Origin of the sequence: Psychrosphaera ytuae (assembly GCF_017638545.1) — a bacterium.
GTDB lineage: Bacteria > Pseudomonadota > Gammaproteobacteria > Enterobacterales > Alteromonadaceae > Psychrosphaera > Psychrosphaera ytuae.
This window is the reverse complement of record NZ_CP072110.1, coordinates 2678580-2703301: the sequence shown is the minus strand read 5'-3', so window position 1 is coordinate 2703301 and position 24722 is coordinate 2678580. Positions and strand designations below refer to the sequence as shown.

Here is a 24722-nt window from a genome sequence, read left to right as displayed (position 1 = left end):
AAGAAGGACTGATTGAAGGTTGCGAGATGACCATAAGCCGGGTTCTGTGCTTTAACTAGGTTAAAGTGACAATCATTCGTCTAGGCCAACAATCGCTCGTTGGCTCAAGCTTTCTACCCGGTCCCCGCACGGGCCGTGCGTTATTCTCAAAGGAACATGGGACCCTATTTGAAATTGCTCCGAGTGGAGTTTACCGTGCCACGAACTATTACTAGCCGCGCGGTGCGCTCTTACCGCACCCTTTCACCCTTACCTGTTCTACAAAAGTAGTCATCGGCGGTTTGCTCTCTGCTGCACTGGTCGTGGACTCGCGCCCCCCAGACGTTATCTGGCACTCTGCCCAATGGAGCCCGGACTTTCCTCCCCTTCGCCCGTCTGCCACTCAGTAAACTGAGCAGCACAACGACAAAGCAGCGATTGTCTGGTCATCTCGCGGCGCGGAGTATACACCAGTTTTGACTTTGATGCTAAAAAAGTCGCAGGTAACTTTAGTCTTGCCAGGTTAGGGCTAGTTTGTACAAATCGTTCTTTTTTAAGCCGTGAATATTGGCCGTAATAGCTGCGGCTTTTTTGGTTGGAAGTTCTTCCATTAAAGCCTTCATCAGTTGTTCTGCTTCGATTGATAGTGCCGACTCTTCTTTGTTCGGGGCCAACATCACAACCATCTCACCTTGTTGGCGATCCTTGTCTTCCTTAAACCAAGAGATGATCTCAGCTGGTGTGCCTTTGACAAAAGATTCAAAGTGTTTTGTTAACTCTTTGGCAACCACGACCTCTTTTTCTGCCCCAAGGCTTTCTTCGATGTACTCAAGCGTATCGATTATTCGGCGAGGACTTTCATAAAAGACCACTGTGAAGTCAGCGTTTTTATATTCAGCTAAGGTCGACAAACGCGCTTGCTGTTTTACCGGTAAAAAACCCGCAAACAAAAACTTATCCGTTGGCAGACCAGCCGCACATAAAGCCGTGATCACTGCGCTTGGACCTGGAATTGGAGTAACTTGGACACCTTGCTCTCTCGCTAGGTTAACTAAGTTATATCCAGGATCTGAAATAAGTGGAGTACCTGCATCGCTGATTAACGCAATGGACGCTCCCTGGTTTATTTGATCCAGCAATGATTGAGCTTTTTGTTTTTCGTTGTGGTCATGCAACGCAAAGGTTTTGGTCTTAATGCCAAAGTGACTCAAAAGTTTACCACTGTGTCGCGTGTCCTCAGCAGCAATAAGATCTACAGAATTGAGTACAGAAATCGCCCTTTCTGTAATATCCGAAAGGTTACCGATAGGTGTAGCGACTATGTATAAAGTACCGGGATTCGACATTGAGACCTCTTCTAAGCCGTTGTTTAAAGCAGTGTTCACTTGTATGATACCTTTTTACGCCAAGAACATATAATTTTTTGTGCACTGCTAATTAACCAAAACCTTTGATAAGGAAGCCCCTGTGACGCGTTTGATTGTTGTTTTTATTATGTTGTTCTTCTTGATTTCCTGTTCATCCGGGCCATCAAATCAACCTCAAACAATCCAAAAAGATCAAACAGACACAGTTCGTGAACGGGTCGACAAAAACAGTGACTATTACCTTCAGCAAGCGCAATTAGCCAATTCTAATCAGGACCGCCGCAGTCTTTATATTTTGGCCGCCAAACAGGCCATTTCAGAAGGCCAGTCGACGATTACTATCACAGCCATTTTAAACGCAGTTGATGAGACCCAATACAACTCAGTGGGATTAGATATAGAGCTCGCCAAGGCGTTGTTGTTTGTGGGTCAAACCGAACGTGCCAAAAACGTCATCACCAGAGTACAACAAGGAGCCCCATCACAGCGATTCGACCAAGCATTGAGAATATTAGGCGTCCAACTTAATGCTCAGCAGGGGTTTTCGCTTGAAGTCGTCAGAGAAACGTTTCAATTACAGTCCTTGTATCAAGGCCGTATCTCATCTTCAGATACTAGATTACTTTACACCCTATTATGGGAACATATTATGTCGGTACCCGTCTCGACCTTGAGACGATTCCAATACGACTTTGGCGAAGGTGCACAAGCATGGGTTGAATTGGTAGCAGTCATCAAAACCAATCTAGCAAATGCCACAGCACTTCCTCGTGAGCTCAACCGTTGGAAAAACTTATTTCCCAATACACTGGATTACCAGCTATTACCGCAGCAAGTTCAAAGCTTATTAAACGTAGAGCCATACGCTCCGCAGCGCTTTGCATTACTGTTGCCGCTATCCGGTAAACTTTCTAAGCAGGCAATGGCTATCCGAGATGGCTTCTTGTCAGCGATAGATTTTAATAACAGTTCAGACGTTTTGGTATTAGATACGGTACTATTAAACGTTGAAGAAATAGAACAACAAATCACCGAAAACCAAGTCGACTTTATCGTCGGACCATTAGAAAAAGAAACCATCATTGAATATGAAAACAGTGATGTACTGCGTACCCTACCTAGACTCAATTTAAATATTCCGGAAATCATGCCAACTTATGCAGGGCAAGAAGTATTACCTGCATATTACTACTCTTTGGCGCCAGAGGATGAGATTGAGCAAGCAATTGAGTATTTCTTAGAGCTGGGGGTTGATCGCCCTGCGGTGATTTATGCGGATAACACCCTGGGTCGCCGCCTATACGAGCGCTTCAATCAAGCTTGGTCACTAGCCACTGAAGAGCCTGTAGAAGCCATAGCCTTTAGAAACCGCTCAAAGCTTGGTGATGCTGTACAAGATTTGCTTGACGTTTCTGCCAGCGAGGCGCGCATTGCCGAAATGAAAAAGCTATTTGGCAATCAATTGGAAACCGAAGCTCGCAGTCGTACCGATATCGATGCGGTATATGTCATTGCCAACTCACAGCAAACACGACTCATAAAACCGTTTTTTGATGTGAGCATTAGCGCCTTTGGCAAACGCCTACCTATCTACGCATCTTCGCGCAGTTATTTAGTAGACGAAAGCGTATCTCAAAAGCGCGACCTCAATGGTCTAGTTTTTACTGAAATGCCGTGGTTAGTTCGTAATTCTGATCCTCAACTACACGACTTGTATGACAAAATTGGTGAACAACAAACCCAACTTAAAAAGTTGTTCGCGTTTGGCTACGATGCACACAAATTGGTGTTTGCGCTGAAGCAGCTAACAATTTTACAAGACCAACATATCCTTGGTCTTACTGGCGCATTGAGCGTGAATAGCAACAACACCATCAAACGACGCTTGAGTTGGTCTAAATACCAACAAGGAGCAATCGTTGAGCAATCCACACCACAACAAAATTAAAGACATCCACAAAAAGCGACTTGGCTCAGAATATGAACAACGGGCCAAGTCTCATCTGATTTCCTCAGGACTTGTCTTTATCGAGCAAAACTTTCGCTGTAAACTAGGCGAAATCGACTTAATTTTTTACGATGAAAAACAAGCAAGTTACGTCTTTGTAGAGGTTCGTTATCGCAATTCGATTCTATATGGTGGCGCGGCAGCCTCTGTCGACCACAAAAAGCAGCAAAAAGTAAAAAAATCAGCGATTTTTTATCTTCACAGACGTAATATAGTCGCCAACATTCGTTTTGATGTCGTGGCATTCGAACGCAATACACTTAACTGGATTGAAAGTGCTTTTTCATGAATGACAATAAGATAAAACAGCTTTATACCTCTAACATCCAAAACTTTATTGCCTCCGGCGAACAAAACGCCGACAACTTAGCATTGTCAGCGGCACTCATTGCTCAGACATTGTTGTCAGGTAACAAAGTTCTATGCTGTGCTGACAGCATGGCCAAAATGATGTCAGAGCATTTTGCTGGGATCTTAGTTAACTTTTATGAAATAGAGCGTCCATGTTTACCGGCAATTGCACTGACCGACTCGGTCCAACATTGTTCACCAGACAACATTGACTCCAATAGCTTTCACGACCGGTTTGCTCGACAAATTAGAGCCATTGGCAACGAGCAAGATATCCTAGTGGTTTTTTCCCTTAACAACAGGGAACCTTCTATCAAAGCCGCAGTCGAAGCTGCATTGACCCGGGACATTAAAGTGGTTGCATTTACTTCTGACGACGGCGGTGAAATCGCAGGATTGTTAGGTGATAACGACATCGAAATTAGATTGCCAACAAACAAACCGAGTCGCACCTTAGAAATTCAGTTATTTACGACTCATGTATTGTCAGAGCTCATTGATGAAGTCATTTTTTCAATGTAAGGAATAAAAACAAATGAAAAAAATCAGTCTTATCTTACTTACGATGTTTTCTTTGCAAGGCTGTATAGAGACGGCAATCGTCGCTAGTGCAGTGACGGCGGTTAGCTCTGCGAATGACCCTCGTTCTGTCGGCTCGCAAATAGACGACAACAATATTGAGCTTAAAGCTATGGTAAAGCTGATGAAAGACAATGAGATCAGTGACCAAACCAATATCAATGTCATTAGTTATAACGGTCATGTACTCGTTGTAGGCCAGGCTCCAACTCAAGTCTTGATCGACCGTATAGAATCTCAATTAAACGAGATCCCTAACATCACCAAAATTCACAACCAAATTAAAATTGGTCCAAAAGCCGGTGTTGGTAGCAAAGCCAAAGATGTATGGATCACAACAAAGGTCAAAACTGAATTACTTACAGACGACACAATCAAGGGCAATAGCATCAAGGTCGTGACTGAAAACAAAGAAGTTTACCTTATGGGTCTCGTTAGCCCAGAACAGGCAAATAAGGCTGCCATATTAGCTTCGAAGATTTCGGGGGTAGAACGAGTTATCAAAGTGTTTCAATAACACAAGACTGAAGTAATTTTCAGATATAAAAAAAACCAGCTCATAGCTGGTTTTTTATTATTTTGACTATTTCACCACAGATAGGTGACTGCCTTTTTTGGGCTTTTCACTTTCTGCTGATGCTTTTTCATCGTCCGAGCTTTTATCTGCTGGGCTCTCGTTGTTTACAACAGAAAAAGGCCCCGTCTTGGCGTCATCTGAACCAGAGGTATCAGTACTTTCTAACTCAGTTTCATCTACTTCGATTTCTTCTGGTGGGAACATTGTCCCTGCACCATTTTCTCGAGCGTAAATTGCACTGATCGCATACATAGGGATATAAACTTCAAATGGCACACCACCAAACCGAGCAGAAAAGGTGATTTGCTCATTGGTGATTTCCAACATATGTACTGCGGTTGGACTGATGTTTAATACAACTTGACCGTCTTTGACCGTTTGAGGTGGCACATGCACATGTGGTAAATCAGCTTCGACCACTATGTACGGTGTCATCTCATTATCAAGTATCCAGTCATTAAACGCCCGTAATAAATACGGGCGATTTGAAGTCATGTTATCCATGATATCTATTAGTATTGGCTTCTGATGTCTTTCTCAACATCAGTTAATGATGCTTGGAATGACTCACGCTCAAATACTCGTAGCATGTAAGACTTGATGTCTTTTGCCGCAGGGCCAGTAAGTTCGATTCCCCATGACGGTAAACGCCATAACAGAGGAGCTAAGTAACAATCTACTAAGCTGAACTCTTCACTCATGAAGTATGGTTCTTCAGCGAAGATAGGCGCAACCGCTAAGATGCTTTCTTTTAGCTCTTGACGCGCTGATTCATCACCAGCTTCAATTTTACGAGTTAGTGAGTACCAATCGTTTTCGATACGGTCCATCATTAAACGACAACGACCACGTGCAACTGGGTACACAGGCATTAGTGGTGGATGTGGAAAACGCTCATCAAGGTATTCATTAATGATATTGGCGCGATATAAACCCAACTCACGGTCGATTAACGTTGGTACGTTGCCATATGGGTTAACTTCGTATAGATCTTCAGGCATGTTATCTGAGCTTACGTAGTGAATGTCTACGTTGACGCCCTTTTCAGCTAGAACGATACGCACCTGATGACTATACATGTCATTGGCACCTGAAAATAAAGTCATTACTGCACGTTTGTTTGCAGACACAGCCATTGAATTCTCCAAAAATCTTTCTCAATCTCAAACTGCAACACGCAATTTGAATAATATTTCATCTACCAAAAAAGGGGCAAACACCCCTTTTTATTTTAAGAACTACGGTAAGGGTTTATTTTCCTTAACGATTACTTCTTAATATCTCTCCAGTATTCTTTCTTAAGCAACACTGCGAACACCCAGAAGATAAAGCAGTAAATTAATGCTTTCCAACCGATGCTCTCACGCTCAAGAATCATAGGCTCACCAACGTAAACCATGAAGTTAGTCAGATCTAGCATAGCGCGATCGTACTCGTCTTCACTTAGTTCACCAGAACCATCTGACTTGATACCAACGTATTCTTTGACCATTTCGCCGTCAATCATACGCTCTTCGTATACTTTGCTTGGCACACCTTGAAGCTCTTGAAGAACATGAGGCATACCTACGTCTTTAAATACTGTGTTGTTCACGCCAAATGGACGCGAAGGGTCAACATAGAAAGACTTTAAGTAGCTGTAAATCCAGTCTGGACCACGAAGACGAGCTTCAAGCGTTAAATCTGGTGGCGGAGCACCAAACCATTGTGCCGCTGAATCAGCTGGCATTGAGTTTTTGATATGGTCGCCCACTTTTGTGTCACGAGTGAAAACCAAGTTTTCCATACCCGCTTCTAGTGGAATACCTAAATCGTTGAAAGTACGCTCATAACGTTGGAACTGCATTTGGTGACAACCCAAGCAGTAGTTCATGAACAACTTAGCTCCGCGTTGTAGTGACGCTTTGTCCGTCAAATCAACGTCTGCTTTGTAAGGCAGCTCAACGCTGCCCGCACTCATTGCTAGTGGACTAGTTAAACCAGCAATTAACCCTAGAGTAATTAGTATCTTTCTCATTATTTAGTCACTCGCTCTGGTAATGGCTTAGTTTTTTCGTTTTTACTGTATAACCACAACAACACGAAGAAGCCGAAGTACATAACAGTAAATACCTTAGCAATCATTTCTTTGAATGGTGTACCCGGTGTACCACCTAAGTAACCCAAGATAATGAATACAATCGCAAATACGATTAGGTTGATTTTGTGTAGGCCACAACGGTAGCGCCAAGAGCGAACTTTACCGCGGTCAATCCAAGGCAATAGTGCCAATAAGATAATCGCACCAAACATCGCTAATACACCACCAAACGGGTTAGGTACCGCTTTAAGAATCGCGTAGAACGGCGTGAAGTACCAAACCGGGAATACGTGTTCAGGTGTTTTCAGGTTGTTTGCCATTTCAAAGTTAGGGTGTTCGATGAACTTACCGTACATGTCCGGGTTAAAGAACATTACGTAACAGAACAAGAAGATGAATACACCAAACGCCATTAGGTCTTTAAGAACCATGTGTGGGAAGAATGGTACAACGTCATCTAAGATGTCTTTTTTAGACGTGTAGTATTCGTGGAACTCAAACTTTGTTTTTTCTTCGTCAGAAAGCGAGCCTTTAGGACGCTTAACGTCAACACCATCTGGGTTGTTAGAACCCACTTCGTGAAGAGCAACGATGTGTAAGAACACTAAGATAACGATGATTAATGGCAATGCAATAACGTGTAATGCGAAGAAACGGTTAAGAGTCGCACCAGATACAACGTAGTCACCACGAATCCATAACGCTAAGTCTTCACCAATAACAGGAATCGTACCGAATAGACCTATGATTACCTGTGCACCCCAGTAAGACATTTGTCCCCAAGGCAGTAGATAACCCATGAAGGCTTCAGCCATTAGCGCTAAGTAGATGAACATACCGAATAACCACAGAAGTTCACGTGGTTTCTGGTAAGAACCGTACATCATGCCGCGGAACATGTGCAGATATACAACAACGAAGAACGCCGATGCACCTGTAGAGTGCATGTAACGAATTACCCAGCCGTATTCAACATCACGCATAATGTATTCAACAGACGCGAATGCACCTGCTGCAGAAGGTTCGTAACTCATTGTTAACCAAATACCAGTTACGATTTGGTTTACTAGTACGATAGTCGCCAAAAAGCCGAATACGTACCAGAAGTTCATGTTAATTGGTGCTGGGTATTGTGCCATGTGCATGTTGTACACACGTGACATCGGAATACGAGCATCAATCCAATCGACTAGATTTTTAAACATTATGCTGCTCCTTCCTGATCTTCACCAACCAGGATAGTGTTGTCGTCAACAAAGTAGTGCGGCGGTACTTGAAGGTTTGCACCTGCCGGCACACCACTGAATACACGACCGGCCATATCAAACTTAGAACCGTGACAAGGACAGTAAAAACCAGAGTTTACGCCTTCAACAACTTCTTCATAGCCTTCAGCAAAATAGGTAGGAGAGCACCCTAAGTGCGTACAGATACCAACGGCAACAAAAATTTCAGGTCGTTTAGAGCGCAGAAGGTTTTTAGCGTATTCAGGTTGCTGTTCAGCTTCTGAATTAGCGTCTTTTAAATCACCTTCAGCGATACTTTCGATCGTCTTAATCATTTCTGGTGTACGATAAATAACCCAAACTGGCTTACTTCGCCACTCAACTCGAATCAATTGACCCGGTTCGATTTTTGTAATGTCGACTTCTACAGGAGCACCAGCCGATTTAGCTCGGGCACTTGGGTTCCAAGAAGCAATAAATGGCACAGCCGCTGCAACCGCTCCCGCACCACCGATAACACCGGTTGCTACAGTTAGGAAACGACGACGACTATTGTCTACAGGCGCATTGCTCATCCAATATTCTCCGCGATTAGGATTAATAAGCGTCTTAAGTCTCACACATAAAAACGAGGCGAGTCTTAAAATTTTGGTAATGTATGGGATTCTACCGAAAAAGCCCTATGCAAAACAAGGCAATATAGAAATATAGAAGAGAATTTTCAGATTGAAATAAAAAAGCCCGTAAAATACGGGCTTTTTGTACAGAAAAGTTGCAAGGCAATCTTAACGTTTTGAGAACTGTGTCTTCTTACGTGCTTTCTTAAGACCAACTTTCTTACGTTCAACGCGACGTGCGTCACGAGTAACGAAGCCAGCTTGGCGAAGAGATGAACGTAAAGAATCGTCGTACTCCATAAGAGCGCGTGTGATGCCGTGACGGATCGCACCAGCTTGACCAGTAGTACCACCACCAGAAACAGTGATGTATAGGTCAAACTTCTCTAGAAGTTCAACTAGCTCTAGAGGTTGACGAACAACCATACGAGCAGTTTCACGACTGAAGAATTCTTCAATTGAACGCTTGTTGATTACGATGTTGCCTGTACCTGGACGTAAGAATACACGAGCAGTAGAGCTCTTACGACGACCAGTTCCGTAGTATTGAGTATCAGCCATTTTTTATGCTCCTTAAATATCTAATACTTGAGGTTGCTGTGCAGCGTGATTGTGTTCAGCGCCAGCATACACTTTAAGTTTACGGAACATTGCACGGCCAAGAGGACCACGTGGCAACATGCCTTTAACTGCTTTTTCAATGATCATTTCAGGCTTTTTAGCTTGAAGATCGTTGAAGTTAATTTCTTTGATACCACCTGGGTAACCAGAGTGCGAGTAGTACATTTTACCTTGGCCTTTGTTGCCAGTAACTGTAACTTTGTCCGCGTTAACAACGATGATGTAATCACCAGTATCCATGTGCGGAGTGTACTCAGGCTTATGCTTGCCGCGTAAACGACGAGCGATTTCAGTTGCGATGCGACCAAGAGTTTTGCCCTCGGCATCAACAACATACCAATCACGAGTGATGGTAGATGGTGTTGCAGTAAAGGTTTTCATTATATCTATAACCTAATAAAATATAGTTTTAAGCCAGTAGCTAAACTGTTGTTTAACTACACCATTTCATCGCACCCCTTCGAGTGCACAACCGACTGCAGGCTAATACAACCGATTAGTAACGGTGGGTAGGCGCGGCATTATACAGAAAACGCAGAAAAGATCATCACCTTAAAGCAACTTTTTTACGGAATATGTGGTTCTGCCAAATACTCGTGACTTTGCATTTCTTGAAGGCGGCTTACGCATCGCTTAAATTCGAACTCTAAGCCACCGGAGCCATACAATTCTTCGAGTTTAACTTGGGCCGAAATGATCAATTTGACCTTGCGTTCATAAAACTCATCTATCATTGAGATAAAACGTCGTGCCGCATCGTCGTTTTCTTTGCCCATCTGTTCGACATTCGACAGTAGCACTGTGTGATAAATACGACTGATTTCAATGTAGTCCAATTGCGACCGAGCAGTTTTGCATATCGCTTTAAAATCAAACCACACTACGCCATCCGCGACCCAATTAGTAGTGATGTTGCGACCTTCAATCTCAATCGACTGGTTGGCGTTACCCTCTTCTGGCGCAAGCTGCTTGAAGTACTTAGCTAAGTTTTCTTCAGCACTTTGCTCAAGCGGATAGTGATAAATCTCTGCTTGTTCTAACGTACGTAAACGATAATCGACACCAGAGTCCACGTTAACGACGTCACAGTGTTTGTTAAGCAAGGCAATAGCAGGTAAAAAGCGAGCGCGTTGCAAGCCATTGCGATACAACTCATCAGGAACAATGTTCGAGGTCGTCACAAAAACAACGCCAAGCTTAAACAATTCATCCAGTAAGGTCCCTAAGATCATTGCATCTGTAATATCCGATACAAAAAACTCATCGAAGCAAATGACTCTGGCCTCTTCAGCAAGATTTTTTGCCACGATCTTTAGTGGATCTTCCTGGCCTTGAAGTGCTTTCATTTGATCGTGTACTTTGTGCATAAAGCGATGGAAGTGAATTCGCAACTTACGATCAAACGGCAAACAGTGATAAAAGGTATCCACTAGGTAAGTTTTACCGCGTCCTACCCCACCCCAAAAATAAATACCTTGGACTGGCTCGGGCTTTTTACCCGTTAGTTTTTGCCACAAGCTTTGCTTAGTAGGGGCGGCTGTAAGGTCTTCATACAGTCTTTGCAGGTGTTTTACCGCGTTCTCTTGAGCACTATCGTGTTGAAAATCAGATCGTTGTAAATCACTCTGATATTGTTGCCAAGGTGTATTATTTGTGTGGTTCTCTGACATTTGACTTATAATTCTTCTAAATCGCTTGATTAAAACATTGAAACAAAAACATGAGATAAAATACTAACACGCTCACCTCATTGTAAGACATAATGAGATAATAAATCCCGATGTAAATTTAAAAAAGGCTTAGGAATGGAATTTATCAACGCATTCATTATTTTTCTTGTAGGTATTATCGTTGGCATCGCAATTGTCATTGCGCGTAATAAGTTTTTTCAAAATTCATCTTCCACCAAAGAGCAACTTGCTCAATGTCAGCAAGAGCAGGCATTGCTCAAGCAAGAGTGGCAAGATCAGCTGGCTAACTACAAAACCCTAGCGAGCCAACTAGAGGGTATTACTAATGCCATTAACAATAACATTGCCGATGCTGAGCACTTAATGCAAAAAGCAGAGAGCGCACCGGCATTTCCGTTTTTCTCAGAAGAAGCAACTGAGTTTTTAAAAACGAACCCTCAACAGCCGCGAAAGAAATCGGAAACCGAAAACCAACCGTTAGATTATTCAGCGACCGCCTCTGGTGTATTTAAAGGCGTAGCCCCAGAAAAAGACGTTGAAAAAGCCAAACCTTAACCCTACTTAAGCGTAAAGAAAGGTAAAAGGTAAATAAGTTAGGAACTTAGACTTTCATCTTCTGTCTGATTTTGTAATTCATATAAAGGAGTACACCATTTATGGCAGTTTTGGTTAAATCTAATGTTTTAAAATTAACGGCAGTGGCGGCGATGTTCGCGTCTGCACTGTCGTTGTCCGCACCCGCTCAGGCGGCATTCCCGTTCTCTATGCTCAAAGATGAAGTTCCTTCTTTGGCGCCTATGGTTGAACAAGTCACGCCTGCCGTCGTCAATATTTCGGTTGCCGGTAGCAAAGAAGTCCGTGCCGGTATGGACCCATTTCAATACTTCTTTGGTAATCGACGCGGCCCACAAGTTCAAGAGCGACCGTTTAAAGGGTTAGGCTCTGGTGTCATCATCGACAAAGACAAAGGCTACATCGTCACCAACAACCACGTTATCGACGATGCAGATGAAATCATCGTCACTTTAAAAGACGGCCGTCAGTTCGAAGCCAAAAAAATCGGTAGCGATGCCGAAAGTGACGTTGCTCTGTTAAAAATCGAACCGAAAAACCTGACAGAAGTAAAAATTGCAAATTCAGACAAACTACGAGTTGGTGATTTTGTTGTGGCCATAGGTAATCCTTTTGGTCTGGGCCAAACAGTAACGTCGGGTATTGTCAGTGCCAAAGGCCGCAGTGGTCTGGCTAATCAATCCCTTGAAGATTACATTCAAACTGATGCCGCGATTAACAGCGGTAACTCAGGCGGTGCTTTGGTTAACTTAAAAGGCGAACTGGTCGGCATCAACACTGCCATTATTGCCCCAAGCGGCGGTAACGTAGGTATTGGGTTTGCAATCCCTTCTGTGATGATGCAGAACTTGGTCGATCAACTCATCGAGTTTGGTGAAGTTAAGCGCGGTGTGTTGGGTATTACAGGTCGTGACCTCGACGCCGAAATTGCCAAGTCATTTGACTTAGACATCGCACAAGGTGCATTTGTATTGCAGGTAATGGAAGACTCATCGGCGGATAAAGGTGGCTTAGAATCGGGGGATGTTATTACCCACGTAGACGGCGTAAAAATCCGCTCGTTTAACGAACTTCGCAGTAAAGTCAGCACCAAAGGCGCAGGAAGCGAACTTGAGTTAACGGTTGAGCGCAAAGGCAAAACGATTAAGCTCGATGTTGTTCTTGGCGCTGCAGATAAGCCAGCTGTCACAGCGGGAACGATTCATCCATCACTCAAAGGTGCAACCTTTGCTTCAGGCCAAACCAATAAAGGTGCCGAGGGTGTTGAAGTGACGGAAGTAGAAGAGCGTTCTCCAGCAGCAATGCTAGGGCTTGAAACCAACGACGTCATTGTCGGCGTGAACCGAACTCGCATCACCAGTGTCGGTGAATTAAGAGATGCCCTCGAAAACGCCAAAGGCGTCATGGCACTAAATGTCGTACGCGGTAATAGCTCACTGTATATTTTGATACGTTAACTTATCGCCACTAAGGCTAGACATTACTTGATACAAAAAAGCCCCTAATATTAATTTATTAGGGGCTTTTTTAATATTAAAATAGTAACGTATACAAAAAGGAAACTTGGAGCGTCTCGTGATCGGTAAAATAAAGTTTGTGTTAAATGCTGTTGCATATGGTTTAGCAGCCGCATTAGTGATCATTTTATTAAGCCCCGATCTTCGCAACAAACTAGGCCTTAACACCCTCACAGAAAATGTCATTCGTCCACAAGCCATGTCATTTTCTTATGCCGTAAAAGAAGCCGCGCCAGCTGTGGTAAATATTTACTCAGTTGCATCTATGCGACCTGGCACTAATACCCCAGAAGTATTTGATGATCTAGGCTCTGGTGTGATTATGACCAGTAATGGTCACATTTTAACGAATTACCACGTTGTTGACCGCGCTGAATCGATTTTGGTGGATTTACAAGATGGCCGCCAATTTAATGCTGAAGTTATCGGCTTAGACAAGGTAACAGACCTGGCGTTATTAAAAATAGACGCGGTCAATTTACCCACTATTCCACAACAGGCAGATTTAGAACCACAAGTCGGTGACATAGTGCTTGCCATTGGTAACCCTTTAAACTTTGGCCAAACCATTACGCAAGGGATCATCAGTGCCACCAGCAAAAAGCGCCCAGGATCGTCTTATGTCGACTTTATTCAGATGGACGCAGCAATCAATATTGGTAACTCAGGCGGCGCATTGGTTAATTCTCAAGGCAAGCTAGTCGGAATCAATACCGCAGCTCAAGGTTCGTTAGGCGTACAAGGGATTTTCTTTGCCATTCCTTATAAATTAGCCAAATCCGTCATGGATAAACTCATGGCTTACGGCGAAGTAACCCGTGGTTATTTAGGTATCAGCGGCGAACAGATCAATCAATACGGACAACCAGTCCGAACCCAAATAGAGCCAGTTGCAGGCGTACTTATTACTGAAGTTGATCCATTTGGCCCCGGCTGGGCAGGTGGCTTACGCCGTGGAGACATAGTATTAGCACTCAATGGCAAACAAGTTGTCAGTATCATGCACATGTCAGCCATGGTCGAAAATATGGAACCAGGCACACAAATCACCTTGGACGTATCGCGCAACAAACGCGTTCAGCAATTTACTGTGACAATAGGAAAGTTAGGCGAAGAATAATTTAACTTGCCTTCTACCTAACTTCCAATTTGTTATACACCATGAGTTGTTTTAACAGTAACATAACTGAGTCGAATTATTTTTATTATGCCGCGCAAGTTGCAGGAACTTTTGTTTCTATCTTTTTTGTTTTGAAGTAAGGCTTAAGTTTAAACTCTGTTATGTTTGAAACTGGTTCATTTGTTTGATCGTTTACTAACCAAACTTTAGCATCAGCACCGTTTACCTCAAGACCATAACTGTATCTATCTCCTGGGGTTACCTCTACGTTGTCAATTTGAACAATAGCACTTCTTATTGCCCCCTCAACAACAGTAGATTTTTCAACTACAACGACGTGAAACCCATTACTAATCTCGCTAACCTCATACTTCTTAGTCGAAGGTGCTAGGTTTGGATGAATATAACTTCCGTAACAACCGGTCACCACCACTTGTTCAGTACTTACTGCCCGAAATGAATTACCTTCAATTATCACTTTGTTCTCCTCAGCATGGAGATTAAAGAATAAAAGAAGAATTACTACGCATATTAAACTTTTCATTTTCCTTTTCCTTTTCCTTTTCCTTTTCCTTTTCCTTTTCCTTTAATTAAAACAAAGGGTTTTCTTGTTCACATCTACCAGTAATACTGTCCCAATGAGTCGCATCGACAATCTCCACTATTTCATATCGCTTAGTGTCACTATTCCACCTCGAAACAAGTTCTTTTACTCCATCAAAGTCTGACGCGAGACAACTACCTCTTCTATTTCCAGACATACCTAATCTAGTACAATCCCAACCGTGCATTGCTGGATCATTTTGTACATATCCTTCTTTTTTGCCCCAAGAAACGCTAAATGATAAATAACAACTCTGATACCAATACCCTATAAGCTCCTGCTTGGCAGCTGTTCTGTAGTAGTACTTACTAATTATTGTATCGGGAGCTGCTACAGCGGTATTGACCAAACAAAAAACTGACAACAGGGCCGTCATTAATTTAGTTGAATTTGATTTGATCTGATTTGATTTGATTTGATTTGATTTTCATAATAATTCCCTTTTAAAAGTTTCAACCGTCTAGAGTGATTACACGGATCACTTCATTAAAATTAGCCTAAGGAAAAAGTTTGTCAAGTAACACCAAACGACTTGTTTTAACAAAACAAAAAAGCCCGCAAAGCGGGCTTTTGTTAGGATTTCGGAAAGGTTATTGAGCTTATAGGCCGTTTCGAATCAGGTAATCGAATGCCGATAGTGACGCTTTGGCACCTTCGCCCATCGAAATTACGATTTGCTTGTAAGGTACTGTTGTTACGTCACCACAAGCAAAGATGCCTGGTTCTGACGTTTGGCCTTTTTCATCGATAATGATTTCACCAAATTGTGTACGCTCTACTACGCCATCGATAAAGTCACTGTTAGGTAACAAACCAATTTGAACAAACACACCTGACAATTCTTTTTCTAGTGTTTCGTTTGTAGCACGGTCTACGTATTTAATGCTGCTAACTTTACCGTTTGTTGCGACGATTTCTGAGGTTGCCGCGTTTTTTATCACGGTTACGTTGCTGCGCTCGTACAACTTATCGACTAACACTTGGTCCGCTTTAAGTTCTGGTAAAAACTCAAACACTGTTACATGTTTAACCATACCCGCTAAATCCAGTGCAGCTTCAACACCCGAGTTACCGCCACCGATAACCGCAACATCTTTACCTTTAAAGAATGGGCCATCACAGTGTGGACAGTAAGCTACGCCGTTACCTATGTTTTCTTTTTCACCAGGAACACCCAGCTCACGCCACTTTGCACCTGTTGCGATGATTAAGGTCTTGGTCTCAATAATCTCACCTGAGCTCAAGTGCACCTTTTTAATCTTGTTGGCGCTGTCTTGGCTCTTCTCGATTTTGGCAACACGTAAGTGCTCTTTACGTGTTATCTCATAATCGTTCATGTGAGCAATCATGTTGTTGGTTAGCTCGGTACCTGTCGTTTTGTTCACCGAAATCAGGTTTTCGATATCGACAGTATCTTTGACCTGTCCACCAATTCTGTCAGCAACCATAGTGACTTTAAGGCCCTTACGAGCGCTGTAAATTGCTGCAGCGACACCTGCCGGACCACCACCAATGACCGTTACGTCTTGTAATGGTAGCGCATCTTCTTCACTGGCCTCTACCGTCACAGGAAACTTGGTGATCAGTTTATCAACCAGCTGTGCCGTATCAATTTTACCGTTGGCAAACACTTCACCGTTAAGATAAACGCTTGGTACGCCTTGGATGTTTCTTGATTCAATCAAGTCTTGGAACAAACCACCGTCGATCATTTCTGTAGTGATATTGTCATTTAATAACGCAAACTGGTTGAGAGCCTGGACTACATCAGGGCAGTTGTGACAACTTAAGCTGATAAATACTTCGAATTTAATCGGCTTGTCGATACCTTGAATCAAGCGCATCAGCTGCTTGTCTAACTTAAGCTCTGTTCCAGCAGATTGCAAAATCGCCAAAATCAGTGAGTTAAATTCGTGACCACTCGGAATGCCTGAAAATACAATACCATTAAATTGGCCATCAACTTCTAACCCAAACGTAATTGGGCTTCTCAACATTTCCGACTCGTCACGCTCTTCTAGCGTCAACTGATCCGAAACTGAACAAATCTGCGATAAAAACTCGACTAACTCCGCTCTTTTTGGGTGCTCACCTGTCTGTAGCACTAAATTCACACGGTTAGTCATATCTTCTGTATATGATTTTAATGCCGCTAAAATGTCATTGCTTAACATTTCAAACCTCCTTAAAAATGGGGCACCCTAAGGTGCCCTTTTACTACTGGCGCCGGATTAAATTTTGCCAACTAAATCTAAGCTTGGAGTAAGTGTTTGTTGACCTTGCTCCCATGCAGCTGGACATACTTCACCGTCGTTATCACGAACGTACTGAGCGGCTTTAACTTTACGTACCATGTCTTTTGCAGAGCGGCCGATACCACCAGCGTGAATTTCTGCAACTTGGATGATACCGTCAGGGTCTACTAAGAACGTACCGCGGTCAGCCATGTGGTCTTCTTCAATCATTACGTCGAAACCGCGAGTGATGTGGCCAGTTTGGTCACCTAACATTGGGAACTTGATTTTGCCAATAGCGTCGCTTGAGTCGTGCCATGCTTTGTGCGAGAAGTGCGTATCAGTTGATACTGCATAAACCTCAACACCTAAGCCTTGTAGTTCTTCGTATTGGTTAGCCATATCTTCTAACTCAGTAGGACAAACAAACGTGAAATCCGCTGGGTAGAACAAAAAGATACCCCACTTACCTTTCACATCTTCTGATGTTACTTCTACAAATTCACCATTGTGGAATGCTTGTGCTTTGAAGTCTGGAATTGATTTACCGATTAAAGACATATTAATTTTCCTCTTTTGTAGCAGCGTCAGAACTGCCGTTCATTTTTGATTTTAAGTTTGGAGCACTTGCTCCGTTTCGATGGAACTAATATTAGGGTCTTTACTTGATTAAGAAAAATTGATTAAACTGAACACTGTGTTCTAAATTTTTGAACAAGAATCGTTCATTAAAGAACGTTTGCGTCAAAATGAGTTACCTAAGATGTTAACGGAGACTTCATGATTTCACTCAAGCAGCTAACATACGCACTAGCCGTACAACAAACGATGCACTTTAAAAAAGCCGCTGACGCTTGCAACGTCTCTCAGTCGGCACTGAGTACAGCAATCACAGAATTAGAAAAGCAGCTGGGGATTCAGGTATTCGAACGAAATAACAAGCAGGTATTGGTCACGCCTGCAGGCGAGCTGTTATTAAAGAAAGCACAGGATATTAAACTTCAAGTCGACGAGCTTTATCAATTATCTCAAATCAACAAGGCACCACTGACCGCACCGATGAGCATTGGCGTTATCCCAACTATTGGTCCGTATTTGTTACCCAAAGTGTTACCTGCAGTTCGCGAAAACCACCCTAAACTACAGCTTCATTTAGTCGAAGATCAATCACACGTATTGGTTGATATGGTCAGAAAAGGTGATTTGGATTGTGCGATTTTGGCATTGCCTTATGACATTGAAGGGTTGATGGCGTTTGAGTTTTGGCAAGAAGACTTTTATTGGGTGTCGCACAAAGACGAATGTCCTCGTAACTTAAAAGAGATCACCAGCAAAGAAATGGAAATTGAGCGGTTAATGTTGTTAAAAGACGGACACTGCTTAAAAGATCATGCCCTGGCCGCTTGTTCGATGCACCAGACAAAGAGCAACTCGCCATTTGACTCAACGAGTTTAACGACCATTATTCAAATGGTGGCCGGAAAAATGGGGACAACTCTCGTACCAGAAATGGCCCTTGATCAACTCATCACCAAACAATCAGAGCTGCGAGCTATTCACTTAGGTGAGCCTGGTCCGCACCGTCGAATTGCCTTTATTATTCGTCCAAATTACATTGGCACGCCAAACATCGAAGCGCTTATCAAGCTGTTTAAGCAACACCTGTAACAGGTTTGTTAGCGGTTAAATAAAAAGGCAGCTTAATCGCTGCCTTTTAGTGAATACCATGTGTGTTTCAGTGTTAATCAGTATTTATCAGTGCACCGAAGTTAATCGTCGACGCGTGTAATATCCGCACCTAACGCAACAAACTTTTGTTCTATGTTTTCGTAGCCTCGGTCAATATGAAACACTTCATCAAGTTGCGTAGTGCCTTCGGCTATCAAGCCTGCAATAACCAAACTCGCCGAAGCGCGAAGGTCCGTCGATACAACTTGAGCACCTGTCAGACGGCTCGACTCTGGACAAATTGCCGTATTGCCTTCTAGTTGGATATTGGCTCCCATACGACGTAATTCAGGAACGTGCATAAAGCGGTTTTCAAAAATTGTTTCGGTAATGGTACCAACTCCATTTGCCACCACATTCAAAATAGTGAACTGCGCCTGCATATCCGTTGGAAAGCCTGGGTGAGGCAAAGTTTTTATGTTTACAGCTTTGAGCTCACGTCCACGCATATCGATGGTGATGCTATCCTCATCCCAACTCACTAATGCGTTGGCATCTCTTAGCTTTTCAATCACTGGCTCTACTAAACGATAGTCAGTGTTTTTACAAACTACATGACCGCCCGTTACTGCCGCCGCCACTAAGAACGTACCTGTTTCGATTCTGTCTGGTAACACTGTGTGCTCACAGCCTGTTAGTGACTCAACACCTTCAATAACAATATTATTACTACCTGCGCCTGTGATCTTCGCACCCATTTTGTTTAGGCAAACTGCCAAATCAACAATTTCTGGTTCACGTGCGGCGTTTTCTAAAATCGTTGTACCTTCGGCAAGTACTGCAGCCATCATTAGGTTTTCTGTGGCACCAACGCTGATTGTACTCATGTAAATACGAGCGCCTTTTAAACGACCGTCTACTTTGGCGTTAACATAACCGGCTTCGACGGTAATTTCTGCACCGAGTTTTTTCAAACCTTCAATGTGAAGATCTACAGGTCGTGCACCGATAGCACAGCCACCTGGTAACGAAACTTCTGCATGACCAAATCGCGCCAACAATGGCCCTAATACAAGGATTGACGCACGCATTCTGTGTACTAGCTCATAAGGCGCATGGGTAGAGTTAATTGGCCCTGCGTCAATGTGGATCTCTTTGCCTTTGTTTTCGACTTTGGTGCCGAATTGCTCTAATAGCTGGCAAGTAAAAGTGATATCACGTAAATCAGGTACATTTTTGAATACGCAAGGCTCAGACGAAAGAATAGAGCTGATAAGAATAGGTAGCGCTGCATTTTTGGCGCCTGAGATAGTGACTTCTCCCATTAAAGGGTTGCCACCTTTGATAAGCAATTTTTCCATATGGATTGGTTCTACAGCAGTGATTGAAGTTTTTTGTCTTTTTCCCACGCTTGAGGCGTGTACGTTTTAATACTAACAGCATGCATGCTACCGTCAGCGATACTCGCAAGTAAAGGTTTGTATACTAGCTGTTGTTGTTTTACACGAGAAAGAGATTCAAAACAATCACCTACGGCAGTGATTTGATAGTGAGAACCATCTGATTTTACGATAACTTCGGTTAACTCTAACTGCTCAGTTAACACCTGTTTGATTTTATCTATATCCATCACGAATCCAAATTTAAACGACGAGTTTAAGAATTCTTCAATGGTAACAAATTTAATGCGTTGCTAATACTAGCCAATGCAATTAATTGCTGTGGCTCGTTGCTAATAAGAACGGCTTGCTGTCTGCTTTTATAAAAGCCAACAAGCTTTAAGACCCAAGCTAGGCCTGCTGTGTCTACGCTCGTCACTTTGGCCAAGTCGACCGTGACATCACCTGACACGGCCGGAAATTGGTAATGTTTGGTGTTACCCAATACAAACCGATCTAGGTCTCCAGTCACTGTTAACACCTGACCTTGGACAGACATCGACATGGTCATAAACTAGACCCCTAATTCTTTCTTTTCAATTGGCTTTTCGGCTTTTTCTAGCAGTAAAGCCGTCACAGAATCTAACCCTTGCTGGCGAATTAAACCCTGAAGCTCTGCGCGTTTGCTGTCCAAAACTGAAATACCTTCAGCGACCATATCGTAGGCACTCCACTCATCGGTTTTGGAGTTTTTACGAAGTTTAAAGTCGATTCGGATGTCAGGTTTGCCTTCGTCCAACACGCGAGTTTTTACTACCACGATCTTTTGGCCATCAATTGCGTAAGCCGGTTCAAATACCACTTGTTGATCGTCATACAAGGTTAAAATCCCTGCATAGGTAGCAATTAAGTATTTTTGAAACGCATCGTAATATTTTTCGCGTTGCTCTTCCGTCGTATCGTTGCGATAACGGCCCAGTACCATGGCGGCAGCATACTTGTGGTTTATCGATGGTGCCAACTCCTCAGCGACGATCGTACGCAAGACTTCTGGGTTTTGTTTTATTTGAGCTTGTTCATTGGCAATACGACTAAACAATCCGTCGGCAACTTCACGAACCAATTTAAATGGGTCATTGGCATTGTGATCAGCGACTGCTGCTGGTGATAAAAAACCAGCTAAAACAATAAATAACGCGGCAATACTAATACGTTTCATGGGTTAATCATCGCTCCCTTGATTAAATAAGAATTGACCAATTAGCTCTTCGAGTACTAAAGCTGACTTGGTGTCTTCAATGTAATCACCATCTTTTAAGATTTCGACGGTTTCATCAATAAAACCAGGTACTAAGCCGAGGTACTGCTCGCCTAATAAACCTGAAGTTAAAATAGCAACCGAGCTGGTATCTGGAAAATTATCGTATTTGGCATCAATGGCCAAGGTCGCTACTGGCGCATAATCGACTGGGTCTAACTCGATTGACTCAACACGGCCAACGACAACACCACCTACTTTTACGGCAGAGCGTACTTTAAGCCCACCTATGTTGCTGAACTTAGCTTTGAGTTGATAGGTTTCGCCCGAGCCTGTCACACCTTGACTCGCTACATTTAGGGCCAAAAACAGCACTGCGGCAATTCCCAGCGCAACAAAAAATCCAACTAATATTTCTACTTTACGAGATGTCATTTTTATAATCCTTTCGTTAAGCGCCAAACATAAGGGCAGTTAACACAAAATCTAAACCCAAAACGGCTAATGAAGACTGAACCACGGTACGAGTTGTTGCTTGACTGATCCCTTCTGAAGTAGGAATTGCATCATAACCTCGATATAACGCTATCCAGGTAACAACAAACGCAAACACAACACTTTTGATCACACCGTTTAAAATATCTTTAGTGAAGTCGACATTAGCTTGCATAATTGACCAGAAGCTTCCATGGTCAACGCCAAGCCATTCAACACCCACGATGTGACCACCTAAAATACCGACTGACGAAAATAATAAAGCCAATATTGGCATACTAAACACACCAGCCCAAAAACGCGGAGCGACCACTCGTTTAATCGGGTCAACAGCCATCATCTCCAGTGACGTCAGCTGTTCTGTCGCTTTCATCAAGCCAATTTCTGCGGTCAGAGCTGAACCCGCTCGACCCGCAAATAGCAGCGCGGTAACCACTGGCCCTAATTCTCTTAATAACGCCAACGAAACCATTGGCCCTAAACTTTCTTCTGCACCGTAATCGATAAGTACAGTGTAACCTTGAAGCGCTAATACCATACCGATAAATAGGCCTGATACTAGAATGATGATAAGAGACAAAACGCCAACAACATAAACCTGTTTTAAAAACAGCGGAAACGCACGAATCGGATTAAAACGTCCAAAAATAGCGCCTGATAGCATCATAGCAGCCCGCCCCATCGAAGCGGTTCTGTCTATGGTTTTTCTTCCTAATGATTGAAATACTCTCATTTGACTTCCATCATAACGTCTTGTGCTAGTGGCTCAGCGGCATAATGAAACGGCACAGGTCCGTCAGCTTCGCCCTTCAAGAATTGTTTTACTAACTCAGAATCACTATTTAACAACTCATCACGTGAACCGTGACCGATAACCCGTTTGTCCGCCATGATGAATATATAGTCGGCGATGTCCATAACTTCTTTTACGTCATGAGAAACAATAATACTGGTAAGATTGAGCGTAGTGTTAAGGTCGCGAATCAATCGCACCAACACGCCCATAGAAATGGGGTCCTGTCCGACAAAAGGCTCATCGTACATGATTAAATTAGGATCTAAAGCGATAGACCGAGCGAGTGCCGCGCGACGTGCCATGCCACCTGATAGCTCTGCAGGCATTAAATCACGAGCACCGCGCAAACCAACTGCCTCTAACTTCAATAACACCATAGAGCGAACTATGTCTTCAGGAAGATTTGTATGTTCGCGGATCGGAAACGCAACATTGTCAAAAACGGACATGTCAGTAAACAATGCACCACTTTGAAATAGCATGCTCATTTTTTCACGAGCTTTGTACAATTGAGAACGGTTGAGTTTTGGAATGTTTTGGCCGTCGACAAATATGTCCCCAGAATCGGGTGAGAGCTGTCCGCCGATTAAGCGTAACATGGTGGTTTTGCCGATTCCGCTTGGCCCCATGATTGCGGTGATCTTACCTTTGGGCACTGACAAACTTACATTGTCGTAGATAACGCGGTCGCCACGAGAAAATGTCACATTTTTGATCTCTACCAGCATCTCTTGTTCAGATGCCGTGTTGCTTGACTGATTACTCACTCATCCCTCGCACACTCTGTGACATTAAAAATTCAAGGTTGGTATTGTATTGATTAAATAGCAATTTAGCTATGCCCCAAATGTTAAAATTTGTTAAACCTACAAATAAGTTTATCCCTTGTTTGCAATTGCTCAACTTTTGAATAGATATCGTTAAAAACCACCAATTTACTTTGCTTTCTTAGCTCACAAACGCCACAATAACGGCAATATTTCTAGATACGTAAAGTAAATTTCTTATGCTAATCGCTTCAGTAATACTGATCATTTCTTTCGCTGTGTTGGTATGGAGCGCCGACAAATTTGTTTATGGAGCCTCTGGTTTTGCTCGAAATTTAGGTATTTCGCCTATGATCATCGGTTTAACCATAGTAGCAATGGGCTCTTCTGCACCTGAAATTATGGTTTCAGCTAATGCTGCCTTAAAAGGCGCTACAGATACGTCTGTAGGTAATGCAATTGGCTCCAATATTACCAACATACTACTTGTTCTTGGTTTGACCACATTAGTAAGGCCAATTTTGGTATCTTCAACCACGTTAAAACGCGAAATGCCAATTTTACTTGGTTTTACTTTACTCGCATGGTGGGTGTTAAGCGATAACTACCTTTCTTTTAATGAAGGTCTACTACTCTTTATTCTGTTTTTTGGATTTATTGGCTTTTTAATTTATTTGTCCAAACGTCCAAGCCAAGAGCCAGACCCACTCATTGCCGATAGCGAAGACGACATTCCTGAGGGACTACCGACATCTCACGCTGTATTTTGGGTTGTTGCAGGTTTAATTTTATTACCGTTAAGTGCCCACTTTTTAGTCGACGCCGCGGTAGAAATTGCTCAGTACTTTGGCATTAGTGAGTTGGTTATTGGTTTAACAATTATTGCATTAGGGACCAGCTTGCCTGAGCTTGCAGCAAGTGTTGCAGGTGTTTTGAAAGGCGAAGATGACATGGCAATTGGTAATGTGATCGGCTCTAACATCTTCAATATTTTAGCCGTTTTATCCGCCGGTGCGCTTATTCATCCAAGTGCGATTGATCCTGCCGCTGCCTCTCGTGACGTTTTTGTAATGATAGGTGCAACACTACTATTGCTTGTTATGGCAATGAGTTTTGGCAAGCGTACTCGCCGTATTAATCGCATCGAAGGCGGCATTTTGTTTATCGCTTTCCTAGGCTATCAATACCTACTGTTTAGTTAATCATTGGAATATT

Annotated in this window: 29 protein-coding genes and 1 other RNA gene; 9 read left to right on the top strand and 21 right to left on the bottom strand. The window is 43.0% G+C overall.

The annotated features are described in order from the left end of the window. Nucleotides 1-18: 18 nt before the first annotated feature. Together rnpB and rsmI are read right to left on the bottom strand one after the other, a co-directional pair. An RNA gene (gene rnpB, locus J1N51_RS12065) (RNase P RNA component class A) lies at nucleotides 19-433 on the bottom strand. A gap of 55 nt (nucleotides 434-488) precedes the next feature. After that, the gene (gene rsmI / locus J1N51_RS12060; protein WP_208833420.1) at nucleotides 489-1325 is read right to left on the bottom strand and encodes a 16S rRNA (cytidine(1402)-2'-O)-methyltransferase; all 837 of its coding nucleotides are present in this window, start codon (nucleotides 1323-1325) and stop codon (nucleotides 489-491) included. Between the two features lie 121 nt (nucleotides 1326-1446). On the opposite strand from rsmI, the gene J1N51_RS12055 reads away from it, so the two are divergent. Genes J1N51_RS12055 through dolP form a run of 4 tightly spaced genes read left to right on the top strand, consistent with a single transcriptional unit; the run spans nucleotide 1447 to nucleotide 4801 of the window. Continuing rightward, nucleotides 1447-3294: a penicillin-binding protein activator gene (locus J1N51_RS12055; protein WP_208831513.1), complete on the top strand. Its 1848-nt coding sequence runs from the start codon at nucleotides 1447-1449 to the stop codon at nucleotides 3292-3294. Next, nucleotides 3266-3643 (top strand): YraN family protein, encoded by a 378-nt coding sequence (locus J1N51_RS12050; RefSeq protein WP_208831512.1) that lies wholly within the window; start codon nucleotides 3266-3268, stop codon nucleotides 3641-3643. Before J1N51_RS12055 ends, J1N51_RS12050 begins: the two co-directional genes overlap by 29 nt. Next, a complete protein-coding gene (locus tag J1N51_RS12045; RefSeq protein WP_208831511.1) occupies nucleotides 3640-4227 on the top strand; it encodes a D-sedoheptulose-7-phosphate isomerase in 588 nt (195 codons plus the stop codon). Before J1N51_RS12050 ends, J1N51_RS12045 begins: the two co-directional genes overlap by 4 nt. A gap of 13 nt (nucleotides 4228-4240) precedes the next feature. Beyond that, nucleotides 4241-4801 (top strand): division/outer membrane stress-associated lipid-binding lipoprotein, encoded by a 561-nt coding sequence (gene dolP / locus J1N51_RS12040; RefSeq protein WP_208831510.1) that lies wholly within the window; start codon nucleotides 4241-4243, stop codon nucleotides 4799-4801. A gap of 66 nt (nucleotides 4802-4867) precedes the next feature. Here dolP and J1N51_RS12035 read toward each other — a convergent pair whose 3' ends face one another. From J1N51_RS12035 to zapE, 8 genes are all read right to left on the bottom strand, one after another. Next, complete coding sequence (locus J1N51_RS12035) at nucleotides 4868-5356, bottom strand: ClpXP protease specificity-enhancing factor (RefSeq protein WP_208831509.1); 489 nt, start codon at nucleotides 5354-5356, stop codon at nucleotides 4868-4870. A gap of 17 nt (nucleotides 5357-5373) precedes the next feature. Then, nucleotides 5374-5997, bottom strand: coding sequence for a stringent starvation protein SspA (gene sspA / locus J1N51_RS12030; protein WP_208831508.1), 624 nt, complete (start codon nucleotides 5995-5997; stop codon nucleotides 5374-5376). Between the two features lie 131 nt (nucleotides 5998-6128). Further along, on the bottom strand, nucleotides 6129-6878 hold the full coding sequence (locus tag J1N51_RS12025) for a cytochrome c1 (RefSeq protein ID WP_208831507.1): 750 nt from the start codon (nucleotides 6876-6878) through the stop codon (nucleotides 6129-6131). Then, a complete protein-coding gene (locus J1N51_RS12020; protein ID WP_208831506.1) occupies nucleotides 6878-8146 on the bottom strand; it encodes a cytochrome b in 1269 nt (422 codons plus the stop codon). The genes J1N51_RS12025 and J1N51_RS12020 overlap by 1 nt, the downstream gene beginning before the upstream one ends. Then, nucleotides 8146-8742, bottom strand: a complete 597-nt coding sequence (gene petA, locus J1N51_RS12015; protein WP_208831505.1) for a ubiquinol-cytochrome c reductase iron-sulfur subunit — start codon at nucleotides 8740-8742, stop codon at nucleotides 8146-8148. The genes J1N51_RS12020 and petA overlap by 1 nt, the downstream gene beginning before the upstream one ends. 210 nt (nucleotides 8743-8952) lie before the next feature. Next, a complete protein-coding gene (gene rpsI, locus J1N51_RS12010) occupies nucleotides 8953-9345 on the bottom strand; it encodes a 30S ribosomal protein S9 (protein WP_208831504.1) in 393 nt (130 codons plus the stop codon). A 12-nt stretch (nucleotides 9346-9357) separates the two neighbouring features. Beyond that, the gene (gene rplM / locus J1N51_RS12005; RefSeq protein ID WP_208831503.1) at nucleotides 9358-9786 is read right to left on the bottom strand and encodes a 50S ribosomal protein L13; all 429 of its coding nucleotides are present in this window, start codon (nucleotides 9784-9786) and stop codon (nucleotides 9358-9360) included. 185 nt (nucleotides 9787-9971) lie between these two features. Then, nucleotides 9972-11075 carry a cell division protein ZapE gene (gene zapE, locus J1N51_RS12000; protein WP_208831502.1) on the bottom strand — a complete coding sequence of 368 codons (1104 nt, stop codon included), beginning with the start codon at nucleotides 11073-11075 and terminating at the stop codon, nucleotides 9972-9974. Between the two features lie 135 nt (nucleotides 11076-11210). Between zapE and J1N51_RS11995 the strand changes: the two genes are divergently transcribed. The 3 genes from J1N51_RS11995 to J1N51_RS11985 all read left to right on the top strand — a co-directional run bounded on the left by J1N51_RS11995 (nucleotide 11211) and on the right by J1N51_RS11985 (nucleotide 14306). Then, entirely contained in the window at nucleotides 11211-11651 is a 441-nt protein-coding gene (locus tag J1N51_RS11995) for a ZapG family protein (RefSeq protein WP_208831501.1), read from the top strand. A gap of 101 nt (nucleotides 11652-11752) precedes the next feature. Beyond that, nucleotides 11753-13126 carry a DegQ family serine endoprotease gene (locus J1N51_RS11990; protein WP_208831500.1) on the top strand — a complete coding sequence of 458 codons (1374 nt, stop codon included), beginning with the start codon at nucleotides 11753-11755 and terminating at the stop codon, nucleotides 13124-13126. Nucleotides 13127-13244: 118 nt separating this feature from the next. Continuing rightward, the gene (locus tag J1N51_RS11985) at nucleotides 13245-14306 is read left to right on the top strand and encodes a trypsin-like peptidase domain-containing protein (RefSeq protein WP_232842798.1); all 1062 of its coding nucleotides are present in this window, start codon (nucleotides 13245-13247) and stop codon (nucleotides 14304-14306) included. An 85-nt stretch (nucleotides 14307-14391) separates the two neighbouring features. On the opposite strand, the gene J1N51_RS11980 is transcribed toward J1N51_RS11985, so the two are convergent. From J1N51_RS11980 to ahpC, 4 genes are all read right to left on the bottom strand, one after another. Beyond that, on the bottom strand, nucleotides 14392-14850 hold the full coding sequence (locus J1N51_RS11980; protein ID WP_208831499.1) for a hypothetical protein: 459 nt from the start codon (nucleotides 14848-14850) through the stop codon (nucleotides 14392-14394). Between the two features lie 46 nt (nucleotides 14851-14896). Then, on the bottom strand, nucleotides 14897-15274 hold the full coding sequence (locus J1N51_RS11975) for a hypothetical protein (protein WP_208831498.1): 378 nt from the start codon (nucleotides 15272-15274) through the stop codon (nucleotides 14897-14899). Nucleotides 15275-15509: 235 nt separating this feature from the next. After that, nucleotides 15510-17084: an alkyl hydroperoxide reductase subunit F gene (ahpF, locus tag J1N51_RS11970; RefSeq protein WP_208831497.1), complete on the bottom strand. Its 1575-nt coding sequence runs from the start codon at nucleotides 17082-17084 to the stop codon at nucleotides 15510-15512. A 57-nt stretch (nucleotides 17085-17141) separates the two neighbouring features. Then, the gene (gene ahpC, locus J1N51_RS11965; protein ID WP_232842797.1) at nucleotides 17142-17705 is read right to left on the bottom strand and encodes an alkyl hydroperoxide reductase subunit C; all 564 of its coding nucleotides are present in this window, start codon (nucleotides 17703-17705) and stop codon (nucleotides 17142-17144) included. Nucleotides 17706-17924: 219 nt separating this feature from the next. On the opposite strand from ahpC, the gene J1N51_RS11960 reads away from it, so the two are divergent. Further along, nucleotides 17925-18812: a hydrogen peroxide-inducible genes activator gene (locus J1N51_RS11960; protein ID WP_208831496.1), complete on the top strand. Its 888-nt coding sequence runs from the start codon at nucleotides 17925-17927 to the stop codon at nucleotides 18810-18812. 101 nt (nucleotides 18813-18913) lie between these two features. Here J1N51_RS11960 and murA read toward each other — a convergent pair whose 3' ends face one another. The 7 genes from murA to mlaF are packed head-to-tail and all read right to left on the bottom strand — an operon-like array spanning nucleotide 18914 to nucleotide 23468. Then, nucleotides 18914-20173, bottom strand: coding sequence for a UDP-N-acetylglucosamine 1-carboxyvinyltransferase (gene murA / locus J1N51_RS11955; protein ID WP_208831495.1), 1260 nt, complete (start codon nucleotides 20171-20173; stop codon nucleotides 18914-18916). 11 nt (nucleotides 20174-20184) lie between these two features. Next, the gene (locus J1N51_RS11950; protein WP_208831494.1) at nucleotides 20185-20442 is read right to left on the bottom strand and encodes a BolA family protein; all 258 of its coding nucleotides are present in this window, start codon (nucleotides 20440-20442) and stop codon (nucleotides 20185-20187) included. Nucleotides 20443-20468: 26 nt separating this feature from the next. Further along, nucleotides 20469-20762, bottom strand: a complete 294-nt coding sequence (locus J1N51_RS11945) for an STAS domain-containing protein (RefSeq protein WP_208831493.1) — start codon at nucleotides 20760-20762, stop codon at nucleotides 20469-20471. A 3-nt stretch (nucleotides 20763-20765) separates the two neighbouring features. After that, nucleotides 20766-21410, bottom strand: a complete 645-nt coding sequence (gene mlaC / locus J1N51_RS11940) for a phospholipid-binding protein MlaC (protein WP_208831492.1) — start codon at nucleotides 21408-21410, stop codon at nucleotides 20766-20768. A 3-nt stretch (nucleotides 21411-21413) separates the two neighbouring features. Then, nucleotides 21414-21884 carry an outer membrane lipid asymmetry maintenance protein MlaD gene (gene mlaD, locus J1N51_RS11935; protein WP_208831491.1) on the bottom strand — a complete coding sequence of 157 codons (471 nt, stop codon included), beginning with the start codon at nucleotides 21882-21884 and terminating at the stop codon, nucleotides 21414-21416. Nucleotides 21885-21900: 16 nt separating this feature from the next. Further along, nucleotides 21901-22677, bottom strand: coding sequence for a lipid asymmetry maintenance ABC transporter permease subunit MlaE (mlaE, locus tag J1N51_RS11930; protein WP_208831490.1), 777 nt, complete (start codon nucleotides 22675-22677; stop codon nucleotides 21901-21903). Beyond that, nucleotides 22674-23468 (bottom strand): phospholipid ABC transporter ATP-binding protein MlaF, encoded by a 795-nt coding sequence (mlaF, locus tag J1N51_RS11925; protein ID WP_208833417.1) that lies wholly within the window; start codon nucleotides 23466-23468, stop codon nucleotides 22674-22676. Before mlaF ends, mlaE begins: the two co-directional genes overlap by 4 nt. 278 nt (nucleotides 23469-23746) lie before the next feature. On the opposite strand from mlaF, the gene J1N51_RS11920 reads away from it, so the two are divergent. Then, nucleotides 23747-24709 (top strand): calcium/sodium antiporter, encoded by a 963-nt coding sequence (locus J1N51_RS11920; protein WP_208831489.1) that lies wholly within the window; start codon nucleotides 23747-23749, stop codon nucleotides 24707-24709. The last annotated feature ends 13 nt before the right edge of the window (nucleotides 24710-24722 follow it).

Coding starts and splice junctions, on each gene's coding strand:
- ahpC (WP_232842797.1), bottom strand. CDS start 17,705: ATGTCTTTAATCGGTAAATCAATTCCAGACTTCAAAGCACAAGCATTC.
- J1N51_RS11950 (WP_208831494.1), bottom strand. CDS start 20,442: ATGGATATAGATAAAATCAAACAGGTGTTAACTGAGCAGTTAGAGTTA.
- zapE (WP_208831502.1), bottom strand. CDS start 11,075: ATGTCAGAGAACCACACAAATAATACACCTTGGCAACAATATCAGAGT.
- J1N51_RS11960 (WP_208831496.1), top strand. CDS start 17,925: ATGATTTCACTCAAGCAGCTAACATACGCACTAGCCGTACAACAAACG.
- J1N51_RS12025 (WP_208831507.1), bottom strand. CDS start 6,878: ATGAGAAAGATACTAATTACTCTAGGGTTAATTGCTGGTTTAACTAGT.
- murA (WP_208831495.1), bottom strand. CDS start 20,173: ATGGAAAAATTGCTTATCAAAGGTGGCAACCCTTTAATGGGAGAAGTC.
- rpsI (WP_208831504.1), bottom strand. CDS start 9,345: ATGGCTGATACTCAATACTACGGAACTGGTCGTCGTAAGAGCTCTACT.
- mlaC (WP_208831492.1), bottom strand. CDS start 21,410: ATGAAACGTATTAGTATTGCCGCGTTATTTATTGTTTTAGCTGGTTTT.
- J1N51_RS11990 (WP_208831500.1), top strand. CDS start 11,753: ATGGCAGTTTTGGTTAAATCTAATGTTTTAAAATTAACGGCAGTGGCG.
- ahpF (WP_208831497.1), bottom strand. CDS start 17,084: ATGTTAAGCAATGACATTTTAGCGGCATTAAAATCATATACAGAAGAT.
- mlaF (WP_208833417.1), bottom strand. CDS start 23,468: ATGCTGGTAGAGATCAAAAATGTGACATTTTCTCGTGGCGACCGCGTT.
- J1N51_RS11945 (WP_208831493.1), bottom strand. CDS start 20,762: ATGACCATGTCGATGTCTGTCCAAGGTCAGGTGTTAACAGTGACTGGA.
- rsmI (WP_208833420.1), bottom strand. CDS start 1,325: ATGTCGAATCCCGGTACTTTATACATAGTCGCTACACCTATCGGTAAC.
- mlaD (WP_208831491.1), bottom strand. CDS start 21,884: ATGACATCTCGTAAAGTAGAAATATTAGTTGGATTTTTTGTTGCGCTG.
- J1N51_RS11980 (WP_208831499.1), bottom strand. CDS start 14,850: ATGAAAAGTTTAATATGCGTAGTAATTCTTCTTTTATTCTTTAATCTC.
- mlaE (WP_208831490.1), bottom strand. CDS start 22,677: ATGAGAGTATTTCAATCATTAGGAAGAAAAACCATAGACAGAACCGCT.
- J1N51_RS12045 (WP_208831511.1), top strand. CDS start 3,640: ATGAATGACAATAAGATAAAACAGCTTTATACCTCTAACATCCAAAAC.
- dolP (WP_208831510.1), top strand. CDS start 4,241: ATGAAAAAAATCAGTCTTATCTTACTTACGATGTTTTCTTTGCAAGGC.
- rplM (WP_208831503.1), bottom strand. CDS start 9,786: ATGAAAACCTTTACTGCAACACCATCTACCATCACTCGTGATTGGTAT.
- J1N51_RS12020 (WP_208831506.1), bottom strand. CDS start 8,146: ATGTTTAAAAATCTAGTCGATTGGATTGATGCTCGTATTCCGATGTCA.
- sspA (WP_208831508.1), bottom strand. CDS start 5,997: ATGGCTGTGTCTGCAAACAAACGTGCAGTAATGACTTTATTTTCAGGT.
- J1N51_RS12035 (WP_208831509.1), bottom strand. CDS start 5,356: ATGACTTCAAATCGCCCGTATTTATTACGGGCGTTTAATGACTGGATA.
- petA (WP_208831505.1), bottom strand. CDS start 8,742: ATGAGCAATGCGCCTGTAGACAATAGTCGTCGTCGTTTCCTAACTGTA.
- J1N51_RS11920 (WP_208831489.1), top strand. CDS start 23,747: ATGCTAATCGCTTCAGTAATACTGATCATTTCTTTCGCTGTGTTGGTA.
- J1N51_RS11995 (WP_208831501.1), top strand. CDS start 11,211: ATGGAATTTATCAACGCATTCATTATTTTTCTTGTAGGTATTATCGTT.